The sequence below is a fragment of the Anaerolineae bacterium genome (assembly GCA_013178165.1).
Taxonomy (GTDB): domain Bacteria; phylum Chloroflexota; class Anaerolineae; order Aggregatilineales; family Ch27; genus Ch27.
Window position 1 is genome coordinate 1 of the sequence record JABLXG010000023.1, and the last position, 11,211, is coordinate 11,211.

At 65.7% G+C, this 11,211-nt stretch carries 12 protein-coding genes; 8 read left to right on the forward strand and 4 right to left on the reverse strand.

Annotation, left to right across the window (positions count from 1 at the left end; all coding sequences use genetic code 11):
- The 5 genes from HPY64_12800 to HPY64_12820 all read left to right on the forward strand — a co-directional run.
- Positions 1-266, forward strand: a 266-nt coding sequence (locus HPY64_12800) for a transposase (protein ID NPV68015.1), incomplete at its 5' end; no start/stop codon positions are given.
- 80 nt (positions 267-346) lie between these two features.
- Positions 347-1,648: a glycosyltransferase gene (locus tag HPY64_12805; GenBank protein NPV68016.1), complete on the forward strand. Its 1,302-nt coding sequence runs from the start codon at positions 347-349 to the stop codon at positions 1,646-1,648.
- A complete protein-coding gene (locus tag HPY64_12810; protein ID NPV68017.1) occupies positions 1,645-2,409 on the forward strand; it encodes a glycosyltransferase family 2 protein in 765 nt (254 codons plus the stop codon). The genes HPY64_12805 and HPY64_12810 overlap by 4 nt, the downstream gene beginning before the upstream one ends.
- A gap of 71 nt (positions 2,410-2,480) precedes the next feature.
- A complete protein-coding gene (locus HPY64_12815) occupies positions 2,481-3,293 on the forward strand; it encodes a hypothetical protein (GenBank protein ID NPV68018.1) in 813 nt (270 codons plus the stop codon).
- A 70-nt stretch (positions 3,294-3,363) separates the two neighbouring features.
- On the forward strand, positions 3,364-3,735 hold the full coding sequence (locus tag HPY64_12820; protein NPV68019.1) for a DUF2304 domain-containing protein: 372 nt from the start codon (positions 3,364-3,366) through the stop codon (positions 3,733-3,735).
- A 16-nt stretch (positions 3,736-3,751) separates the two neighbouring features.
- Here HPY64_12820 and HPY64_12825 read toward each other — a convergent pair whose 3' ends face one another.
- The 4 genes from HPY64_12825 to HPY64_12840 form a co-directional block, all read right to left on the reverse strand.
- A complete protein-coding gene (locus HPY64_12825) occupies positions 3,752-4,753 on the reverse strand; it encodes a GNAT family N-acetyltransferase (protein ID NPV68020.1) in 1,002 nt (333 codons plus the stop codon).
- A 179-nt stretch (positions 4,754-4,932) separates the two neighbouring features.
- Positions 4,933-6,837, reverse strand: a complete 1,905-nt coding sequence (locus HPY64_12830; protein ID NPV68021.1) for a BMP family protein — start codon at positions 6,835-6,837, stop codon at positions 4,933-4,935.
- 147 nt (positions 6,838-6,984) lie between these two features.
- Entirely contained in the window at positions 6,985-7,932 is a 948-nt protein-coding gene (locus HPY64_12835; protein NPV68022.1) for an ABC transporter permease, read from the reverse strand.
- A gap of 5 nt (positions 7,933-7,937) precedes the next feature.
- Positions 7,938-9,035, reverse strand: a complete 1,098-nt coding sequence (locus HPY64_12840; GenBank protein NPV68023.1) for an ABC transporter permease — start codon at positions 9,033-9,035, stop codon at positions 7,938-7,940.
- A 269-nt stretch (positions 9,036-9,304) separates the two neighbouring features.
- Between HPY64_12840 and HPY64_12845 the strand changes: the two genes are divergently transcribed.
- The 3 genes from HPY64_12845 to HPY64_12855 all read left to right on the forward strand — a co-directional run bounded on the left by HPY64_12845 (position 9,305) and on the right by HPY64_12855 (position 11,210).
- Entirely contained in the window at positions 9,305-9,739 is a 435-nt protein-coding gene (locus HPY64_12845; GenBank protein ID NPV68024.1) for a rhodanese-like domain-containing protein, read from the forward strand.
- 22 nt (positions 9,740-9,761) lie between these two features.
- Entirely contained in the window at positions 9,762-10,775 is a 1,014-nt protein-coding gene (locus HPY64_12850) for an NAD-dependent epimerase/dehydratase family protein (GenBank protein ID NPV68025.1), read from the forward strand.
- A gap of 81 nt (positions 10,776-10,856) precedes the next feature.
- Positions 10,857-11,210, forward strand: a complete 354-nt coding sequence (locus tag HPY64_12855) for a hypothetical protein (protein NPV68026.1) — start codon at positions 10,857-10,859, stop codon at positions 11,208-11,210.
- Position 11,211 lies beyond the last annotated feature (1 nt).

Sequence of the window (11,211 nt, forward strand, 5' to 3'; positions counted from 1 at the left end):
AAGCCGAGTGCGCTGAGGGCATGCATCGCTGGGCGGATCAGCATCGTATCGCGCGGGCTTACAAGAAGAACGAACAGGCTTTCATTGAAGCCTTCAACGGCACGCTGCGCCGTGAGGAGTTTGGCGCTCTCAAGTTCCGGGGCGATGAATTGGAGCTGGCCCAGCAGTATGCCGATGCTTTTCTCGACTACTATCACCACCGGCGCCCCCATCTCTCACTCGGCATGCTCACGCCCGCTCGTTTCGCTGAGTCGCATTTGCCTTGAGAGAATGCGGCCCCTGGACAATCCCGCCGCGAACGGCTAACATCGACTCCGCTGTATCCCACCGGGGAGGATAGTGAACCGTGCCCCTGGCCGGCGACAGGCCCCTGCGCATCCTGCTGATTTCCCGCTGCCCACCTTATCCGCTGCATCTGGGCGACCGGCTGATTCCCTACCATCTGGTGCGGGAGCTTTCCCGCCGCGATCACCGGGTGGACCTGCTGGCCTTCTATCAGCAGCCGGAAGACATGGCCGATGTGCCTCATTACCGCCTGTTCTTCGACAGCGTGACTCTGATCCGGGAGCCAGCCCGCAGCCCCCTGAGCCTGTTGACACGCGCCCTGCGCCCCGATCGCCGCTTTCCTGCCTGCCGGGAACGGAGCTGGTCACCGGAGATGTGGGATGCCATCGCCGACCGTCTGGGGAATCAGCCCCATAAGGTGGATGTGGTGCACCTGTTCGGCGGCGTGCAGGTCTACGAGTTCCGGGCGCTGGCCTGCGCTTACCCCAACCTGATCGCGCCTTACGAGAGCTACAGCCTGTTTCTGGAGCGGGCGCTGACCCAGGCCCGCCATCCGCTTGAACGGGCGCGGGTAGGGCTGCAGCGGGTCATGGCCCGCCATTACGAGTCCTGGATGTTTAGCGGCTATCAGCGCGCGGTGGTGGTTTCCGAGCAAGATGCCCGTACCCTGCGTCGCCTGACGCCAGGGCTGCCGGTGGCCGTCATCCCTAACGGCGTCGACCTGGAGCGTTTTGTTCCGACGGAGCACGAGCCGGATACACCGACGCTGATCTTCACCGGCAATTATGACTACGCCCCTAATGTGGACGCTGCCCTGCTGTTGATCCGGGAGATTTTCCCGGCGGTCAGGCGGGCCATTCCGGAGGCGGAACTGCTGATCGTGGGGCATAATCCGCCTGCTGAGTTGCGCCGGCTGGAAGGCGGCGGCGTGCGCGTGACCGGGCGCGTGCCGGACCTGCGGCCTTACCTGGATGACGCCCATGTGTACGTCAGCCCGCTGCGGGTAGGCGCGGGCATCAAAAACAAGATTCTGGAGGCGATGGCCATGCAAACCGCGGTGGTCGCCACGCCGATGAGCTGCGACGGCATCGATATCCGCGATGGCCGGGATGTGATCCTCGCCAGGGAGCCTGCCGAGATCAGCCGGGCGGCAATCCGGTTGCTGCAGGACGCCGAATTGCGCCGCCGGATCGCTCACCATGGCCGCCGCCTGGTGGAGACCCGCTACACCTGGGGGCATGTCGCCAGCGCCTACGAAGACCTCTACAGCCAGCTGATCCGCGAATATGACAGGTCCGGCGGCGCCTGCCCGGACTCCAGTCGCGCAGCCGGGATGCCCTCCACGAGGCGCAGCGATCGATGATTCAGGCTACGGTTCCCGCCCCCGTTCGGACGCCTTCCGGCGATTCTGCCGCCCGTGTTGTGGTGATCATCCCGGCTTACAACGAGGCGGGCCATATCGCCCAGATCATCGACCGGGTGCGCGCCAGCGTGCCGGGGGCCGCCATCTGCGTGATCAACGATGGCAGCAAGGATGATACCGGGCGTGTCGCCGCTGCCGCCGGGGCCATCACCCTCAACATGCCCTTCAACGTTGGGATCGGCGCGGCTGTCCAGACCGGCTTTCTTTACGCCTACCGTCATGATTACGCCATGGCGGTTCGCCTGGATGGCGACGGCCAGCACCCGCCGGAGATCATCCCGACACTGCTGGAGGCATTGCAGCGCGGCGACGCAGACATGATCATCGGCTCGCGCTTTCTGACGGTGGAACCGGCCGCCTACCGCGGTACGCTGCCGCGCCGGGTTGGCATCCGCTTACTGGCCTGGGTGATCGGCTGGCTGACCGGCCAGCCGCCGACCGACCCCACCAGCGGCCTGCTGGCCGCCAACCGCCGGGCAATCGCTTTCTGCGCCCACGAATACCCCCACGATTACCCGGAGCCGGAAGCCCGCGTGCTGATGCACCGGGCCGGGTTGCGCGTGCGGGAAGTGCCGGCGGCCATGCGCGAACGGCTGGGCGGCGTGTCATCGATCACCACGGCGCGATCGGTGTATTATATGAGCAAAGTGCTGCTGGCCCTGCTGCTGGACGCTATCCGCAGGCCGCGCTGGAAGGGCTGATCGGCAGCCGCACTGGCAGGCCAGGCGTTTTGTTGCTTTGCCCGTGCAGGGGTGGGAAACCGGGAGCGTTGGTGAACGATTACGCCCAGCAGATCGCCCGCCTGCAGGCGGAAATCGAGGATCAACAGGTCATTCTGAGCGATCTTGAAGCCGAGGTCGCCGATCTACGCCGCGACGTGAGCGCATTCCAGAAGCGGTACGAGCGCATTGTCCGCCCGGTTGAGGTGCGTCTGGAAGCGGCGCGGGCGGCCATCGCCGAACTGGAACGCCAGCAATACCTGCGGCGGGCGCATCCCCTGGGCGGCGGCAGGCCGCTGGAAGATACCTGGCAGCCGCCGGAAGGCTATGTGCCGGTGGAGGAGCAGTACCGGCGAACCTGGCAGGTTCCTCCGCCATCACCGGAAGAGCCTGCGCCGGTGCGCCCGGCGGCGACCGACCTGGCCGGGATGAGCATCAAGCAACTCTACCGCCAGCTGGCCCGCCGCTATCACCCCGATCTGGCGACCGATCCGGCGGAACGCGCCTTCCGCAACGACCTGATGGCCCGCATCAACGCTGCCTATACTGCCCGCGACCTGGGAGCGTTGCAGGCGTTGGCCCGCCAGCCGGAAGGCGCTCACCCGGAGCAGCCGCTGGCCGCCCTGCGCCTGCAGGAACTGGAGCAGATCGCCCGCCAGCTCAGGCGCCGCATCGCCGATCTCAAGCTGGAAAAGGCCGACCTGCTCTATGGCGACATGCTGCGTCTGTCGCTGGAAGAGAAGCTGGTCCGTCGGCAAGGCCGCAACCTGCTGGCGGAGATCGTCGCCCGGCTGGAGCGCGAGTATGATGAGGCCATGGCCCGCCTGGAGCAACTCCGGCGTAGCCAGCACAGCGGCGATGGCTGATCGTGCGCCGGGCGGTGAATCCAGCAGGATCGATTGAGCGCCATAACCGCTACCTGAAACAGGAAATCCCATGGATCGTCAAACGCTGGTAGGCCTGATTGTCACGCTGGGCATCCTGCTGGGGGTGCTGGAACTGGTGCGCCGGCGGCGGCTGCGCGAGGAATACTCGCTGCTGTGGATCCTGACCGCCATCGCCCTGACCGTGCTCAACCTGTGGAGCGCGCCGCTGGACTGGTTCGCCGCGCTGACCGGCATCTTCCGACCAACGGTGCTGTTCGTCATTGCGGTGGGGTTCTTCCTGCTGATACTGCTCTATTACAGCACCGTGCTGACCCGCCTGGCTGACCAGAACAAAGACCTGGCCCAGGAGATCGCGCTGCTGCGCCATGAGATCGAGCAGTTGCGCCGCGCCGGGCAGGAAAATCCCCCTGCAGAGGGCTGAGGCAGCGGCGGGTAGCTCATTCCCGCAGGATCAGGCCCATACGCCGGTAAACGCACCGCTGCCGGAAGCCCAGCATCCTGGCCGCGGCCAGCAGTGGCGGCTGCCAGGCGGCAATCGATAGTTCGATCCGCTGCCCAGGGCTGGCCCAGATCGTTTCCTGGAGCAAGGTGGCCAGCAGCGCCGCCAGCGGCGCGGGATGGGCGGGATCGGCCTGCACGCTGAGCGCATTGGTGCCGCCGGGACGAGTCCGGACGCTGCATCCACCCAGGGCGACTGTCGTACCGTCCAGAGTGCGCAGGGCGAATAGCAGGGCGTGCTGGCCGGAAAGACGCTCAAACAGCGGGACGGCAACGCGCAGTGAGCGCGGCATACGGAAGCGGCGGGGTTCCACCGGCTCAAAGCGCTTGACCGCCCCCGGCGTGATCCGCCGGGCCAACGCCAGGCGCGTCTCCCAGTCAAAGCGATCCAGCGGGCCGAGCGCGTAGCCGTCCGGCAGCAACAGATCCGGTAACGTCTGCCCATCCTCCGGCAGGTACTCCAGTTCGACGCTGCCCGAATAGTGAATGAAGCCCAGGCGCTCGTACAACGCACAGGCCGGGACATTCCCCTCCACCACGTCAAGGATCACACGCGTTGCGCCCCGTGCGCGGGCCAGCGCCAGCGCCGCTTCCACCAGTTGCCGGGCGATTCCCCGCCGCCGGTATTCCGGCAGGACGGCTACGTTGCCGATCAACCAGGTATTCGAGGCGCCCTGCCGGGTCACATTGATCACGCCAACCGGGCGGCCGTCCTCCTCCCAGACAAAGCCGCGCATGATATCCCGCAGCGGCGGGTGAAGGAGTCCCAGCAGGCGCAGCAGCGGCCACGTACGTTGTAGCCCGCGCAGCGATTCCAGTAGCCCTTTGCGCTGGTCAGTGTCCAGTGACCATTCGGGATGCTCAGGGTACTGAAACGCGGAGGGCAGGACCCCAGCCAGGGTAGCCGCATCAGCGGGAAGGCGGAATGGCCGGATGGGCATTGTCGATCCTTTCAGGCGGGCGGTGCGAGAGCGCTGGCAGTCTCGCTGTGCGGTTCAGCCCCGGATTGCAAGGGGCGCCCCGGCTGGGACGCCCCCGCTATCCACTATTGGACCAGCCTGGAATCACTCTGCAGTTTGCTCTCAGAGGCTCAGGCAGGGGCTTTGCCCCCTTGCCCTCACTATTCCGGCAGTTGCTGCAGGACGACGATCTCGCCGGACTTGATGGCCTCGATGGCCGCGTTGGCTGCGTCGATCACCTCAGCCGGGATGTCCACGCCGCCGTAGACGATCTTCAGACCGCCATTGGCGAAGGTCAGACTGTAGGCTTCGCCGCCATAGACACCCGTCGCCACCAGTTCGACCATGCGGCCCAGCACCGGCGTCCAGTTAAAGACCTGCGACGCCACAACCGTCTGCGGCCACGCGCCGCTCTGGTCGCTCTGAGTGCCGAACCAGTAGCCGCCCGCCGCCTGGATGGCTTCGATAGCGCCGATCACCTGCTGGGCGGAGCCGGACAGCACGTCCGCGCCAGCGGCGATCTGGGTCTGGGCTGCTTCGGCGGCGGCGGCTGTATCGCTGAAGGAGCCGGTGTAGGTCAGCAGGATTTCCGCGTCGGGGTTGCTGGCTTTGATGCCCTGCTGGAAGCCGTTGATGTACAGCAGCGCGTCGCCAGCCGGGACGGGGCCGACGATCCCGATCACATTGCTCTTGGTCAGCAGACCGGCCATCACGCCGTTGACATAGCCGCCCTGTTCGGCGTTGGCCTCGTAAGCGAAGATGTTCTCGGCGGTCTCAGAGGCGGTGCCCCAGGCAAAGGCGGTCTCCGGGTAATCCTGGGCCAGCTCGAAGAGTGAGGTGCCGTACTGCGTGCCGTGGGCGATGACCAGATCGTAGCCATCCTCGGCATAGTCGCGGAGGGCCTGGGCAGCGGCGGTCACGTCAAACATGCCCTCGGTGTAGGCGATCTCCAGCTTTTCCGGTCCGCCAAGCTGCTGCTGCAGCTCAAGCAGGGCGCTGAAAATTGCCTGGCTCCAGGCGAGGTCGGTGATGCTGCTGGGCATCACAATGGCAATACGGAACTGCTCCTCCGGCAGCGTGCCGAGCGGGTAGACTTCCTTGGCCATAATCCGGGCCATGGCGGCGCGGCCAGCCTCGAAGACCTCCGCGGGCACGCCCTCCAGAGCCTCGTTGAAGGCCATCTGCAGCGCGCCGTCGCCCAGCGTGGGCTGGAAGGCGATACCGCCCTTGATGCCGTTGGCGCGGGCATCCAGCATGGCCTGGATCACGGGCTGCCAGTTGTAGACCTGGGCAGCGACCACGGTATCCGGCCAGACCTCGGCCTGGTTGGTGTCGGTGGCGAACCAGTAGCCCTTGGCGCTCTGGATGGCTTCCACCGCGCCGGGCACCTGCTGAGCGGAACCGGTCAGGATATCAGCCCCGGCGGCGATGTGGGCCTGCGCGGCGCTGGCCGCGGCGGCGGTATCGCCAAACGAGCCGGTGTACGTGATCAGCACTTCGGCGTCAGGATTGGAAGCGTTGACGCCCTGGACAAAGCCGTTGTTGTACAGGATGGCGTCGCCAGCGGGAACGGGGCCGACAATGCCGATGATGTTGCTCTTGGTGAGCAACCCGGCCATCACGCCGTTGACGTAGCCGCCTTCCTGCGCCCGCGCGCCATAGGCGAAGACGTTGGTGATCCCGCGATCAACGCCGGTGTCAGAGGCGGTGCCCCAGGCAAACGAGGTCTCCGGGTATTCCGGGGCCAGCTCGAAGAGCGAGGTGCCATACTGCGCGCCGTGGGCGATCACCAGGTCGTAGCCCTCGTCGCCAAAGTCGCGCATGGCCTCGGTGGCGGCGGTGACATCGAACATGCCCTCGATATAGGTGATCTGCAGCGCACTCTCGCCGCCCATGGCCCCCTGGACGGCCAGCAGGCCCTCGTACATGCTCTGGCTCCAGGCCAGGTCATTGCCGCTGCTGGGCAGGATCAGGCCGACCTTGATCGGCTCCTGGGCGCTAACTGATCCCATAGCGGCCACCAGCAGGGCGACAATCAACAGGCTGACCAGCATTTGTCTACGCATCCGCTTTTCTCTCCTCAACTTAAGATGAACGAACTTTGACCGCACAGGCCGGAGCCTGGGGACAACAAGAACGATATTTGACTCTCACTGTAGGGGCGGTTCCGCCAGGCTGTCAAGCCGGCAGTATTCGCGCCGCTTTCCCGCCCGCTAGCCCTCCTCACGCTCGAATGGCTTGGTCAGCGCCGCCGGTTCCACACGCTTGCGCTCCCGCGCGAAGATCAACACGACAATAATCAACACGTAAGGGACCATGATCAGCAGGTTGGGGGGGATATTGATCGTCACGCCCCGCAGGCTGTTGAAGATCTGAACGAAGTTCTGCAGGATGCTGGCCGCGCTGAACAGCAGCGCCCCGCCCATCACCCGCCAGGGCGACCACGCCCCGAAGTACACCAGCGCCACGGCGATGAACCCTGCGCCAGCCGTCATATTCTCCTGAAAGACATTGGTGATAGCGATCGATAGCGACGCACCCGCCAGCCCGGCCATCATCCCGCCCAGGGTGACGGTGATGTAGCGCACGCGGGCCACGCTGACGCCTACCGAGTCGGCAGCGGCGGGGTTCTGCCCGACGGCGCGCACCTGCAGCCCGAAGTTGGTGCGGTTGAGCACCCAGACCGAGATCGGTACCAGGGCGAAGGCGATGTAAACCAGGATGTTGTGCTGAAAAAGGGCCGTGCCGAAAAACGGCAGACCGCTCAGCACCGGGATGGTGATCGGCTGGAAACCCCGGACGGTGATTACACCGCCGGCCAGCACCTTGAACAACAGGCTGGACATGCCCTGCCCGAATAGAGTGAAGCCAATCCCGCTGATGCCCTGCTGAGCCTTAAGGGTGACACTGACAAAGGCCATCGCCAGCCCCATCAGGCCGCCGACGATCAACGCCGCCAGCACGCCCGCCCAGGGCGAAAGGGCCAGCCCTTTGTCGGAAACGACGAAGATGGCAAAAAAAGCCCCCATCAGCATGATGCCTTCCACACCCAGGTTCAGCACGCCTGACCGCTGGGCAAAGACTTCCCCCAGGGAGGCGAACAGAAATGGCGTGGCAAAGAGCAGTGTCAGCCGCACAATCTCGGAGATAACGCCCAGAATGTCGGTCATGCGGAAGCCTCCTGCCGGGCGACGGGGGTCACTTCTGCCGCGCTGACCTGACGGCGAGCCGACCGGCGGCGCACCCAGATTTCGCTGCTGACCACGAAGACCACCACCAGCCCCTGCAGAGCGACGATCGTTGCCGAGGGCACCTGCACCGTGCGCTGCATCCGGTCCGCGCCGACCAGCAGCGCCCCGAATAGAATAGCCGATGGCACTGCCCCGATCGGATGTAGCCGTCCGAAGAGCGCCACCACAATCCCGGAGAAGCCGTAACCGACGGCGAAGCCTTCCACCATCCGGTGGGTCACACCGGTGACCTCCACCGCGCCAGCCAGCCCGGCCAGCGCCCCGCTAAGGATCAGCGACAGGGCCATATAGCGCGGCACCGAGATGCCAGCGTAGCGGGCGGCGTCGCGGTTCTCGCCAACGGCGCGGATGCGATAGCCGATCGTCGTCCGCCACAGCAGGGCGTAGACGATCGCCGCCATCGCCAGCGCCACAAACAGGCCGATGTGAATCTGGGAGGGCGGGGCCAGCCGTCCCAGCCAGACGTCTTCCGGCAGGGCGGAGGATTGCGGCACCCGTGTGCCCAGCTTGACCTGTTCCGGATCGATCATCGGGCCGCTGAGCAGGTAGATCAGGAGCTGGATGGCGATCTCGTTCATCATCACGGTGCTGAGAATCTCGTTGACGTCAAAGCGGGCTTTGAGGATGCCCGGCACCGCGCCCCAGGTCGCTCCCGCCGTCGCGCCCACGATCAAGGTGAGGATAGCCAGCAACCCGCCCGGCAACTGTCCGGCCAGCGCCAGCGAAAAAGCGGTGGCGCTGATCGCCCCGATGAACAGCTGCCCCTCCGCGCCGATATTGATCATTCCGCCGCGGTAGGCGATGCAGATGCCGATAGCCACCAGTAGCAGCGGCGTGGCGCGGGTTAGCGTGCGGAACAGGCTGCGGTCGTCGCCAAAGGCGCCATTCAGCATCGCGCTATAAGCTTCGATGGGGTTCTTGCCAAGGGCCAGGAGGATGATCGCGCCTACCGAAAGCGCCAGCAACACGGCGACCAGCGGGGCCAGGGTCGCCACCGGGTCGCCACCCAACAAACGAGTGAGCCTGGGTCGAGAGGACATAGGGGACATAGGGGCCTCAAAGCCGTAAATGCGCTTCGCCTGTCTGACTTTAGTGTACCTGATAGTGGGCTGTCAAGGAATTTGGCCCGCCTGACGCAGAGAAAAGCCGTTAGCGGCTCTGGCTGCTGTTTTTCGCCACGCCTGCGACTTCCGGCGGGCTGGCGCGTCTAACCAGGCAGCGCCATACTTCTGGCGTGGAGCAGTTCTTAACGCCCAGACTGTGACACTGGAGGGATGCCTTGATGCGCACCATTCGCTGGTTCTTCCCGGCGTTGCTTGTGCTGATCGCTGTCGCTGCCGGTTGCGGTTCCGCTGCCCCGCAGAGTGCCGATCTGCCCCGCCTGATCAGCCCGCAGGACGCTGCGGCGCGGCTGGCCGCGGATGAGCATACCGTTCTGCTGGATGTGCGCACGCCGGAAGAGTGGGCCAACGATGGCCGTTCCCCGGACGCGATCCTGATCCCCCTGCAGGAGCTGGAAGTGCGGGTGAACGAGCTGAATAAAAACGACACGATCATTGTCATCTGCCGCAGTGGCAACCGCAGCCAGCCCGCCGCCGAATTCCTGCGCCAGCAGGGCTTCAGCCGTGTGACTGAGGTTGAGGGCGGGATGCGTGCCTGGGCCAGCCAGGGGCTGCCCATCGAGTGCGACGTGGCCACCTGCGCCCTGGCCCCGTAAGCGTCGGGTATAAGGAGTACGGATGAACATCCTGATTCTGGGCGGGACGCGCTTCATCGGCGTGCCCGTAGTGTGGCAGCTTCAGGCGGCGGGGCACCGCGTGGCCGTCTTCACGCGGGGGCGTAGCGCCGCCCCGCTGCCAGACGGCGTGCTGCGCCTGACTGGCGACATCGCCGCGCTGGACGAGGCGCGGGACGCTTTTGCCGCCTTTGCGCCGGATGTCATCCTGCACAATGTGATCCTCACCGCGGAGCACGCCGCCACCTTGATGCGCGTCGGCAAGGGGCTGGCGCGGCGCGTGGTCATGCTCAGCAGCCTGGATGTCTACCGCGCCTATGGCCGCCTGCACGGCTCGGAACCAGGGCCGATCGAGCTGCTGCCGCTGACCGAGGACTCGCCGCTGCGAGAGCAGCGATACCCTTACCGGGCGACGGCCCCCGCGCCGGATCACCCCTTTTACAACTACGACAAAATCCCTGCCGAGCAGATCGTGCTTGGCGATCCTGATCTGCCGGGCACCGTTCTGCGCCTGCCGATGGTGATCGGCCCACGCGACTATCAGCGCCGCCTGCTGCCCTTCCTGAGGCCGATGCTGGATGGGCGGCCAGCCATTGTTATGGCTGCCAGCTATGCCGCCTGGCGCTCTACCTATGGCTATGTGGACAATGTAGCGGCAGCAATCGCCCTGGCCTGCACCGATGAGCGCGCCGCCGGGCGCGTCTACAACGTCGCCGACGCCAGCCCAACCATCCATGAACTGGCCGGTCTGGTGGCGGAGGCGGTCGGCTGGACGGGCCGCCTGGTCATCCGCCCGGATGAAACGCTTCCCCCGGCGCTGCGCCCGGAAGCCAACCTCAGCCAGCATCTGGTGGCCTCGGCGGCCCGCATCACCGCCGAACTGGGCTACCGCCCCGCTGTGCCGCTGGTGGAAGCCGTCCGGCGGACGGTGGCCTGGGAGCGCGACAACCCGCCCGACTCCCTGCCGGAGGGCCTGCTCCACTACGAGGCCGAGGACGAGGTCTTACGTGGCCTGTAGGGCGCGCGCCCCCACACAGCCATCTGCCGCCCGGCCTGGTCTATAATGAGGGCAATGGATGAGGTGGTTCCGGAGGTGGCCATGAAAGCCAGGCTGGTCAAATTTGGGGAAATCCGGATCGAAGGGCGTACCTACGACTACGACATTGTGATCACCGCTGGCGTGGTCAGCAAGCGGCGCAAGAAGCCCTCTAAACCGTTCCGCGACCAGTACAACCACACTCCCCTCTCGGCCCAGGAGGATATCCCCTGGGGTGGCAGAAGGCTGATCATCGGCACCGGCGCAGAGGGCCGGCTGCCGATCATGCCGGAAGTCTACGCGGAGGCAGCGCAGCGCGGCATCGAGATCGTGGCTGTGTCCACCGGAGAAGCCTGTGAGCTGCTGCGCGAGATGGACCCTGCTGATGTGCACGCCATCCTGCACGTCACCTGCTGAA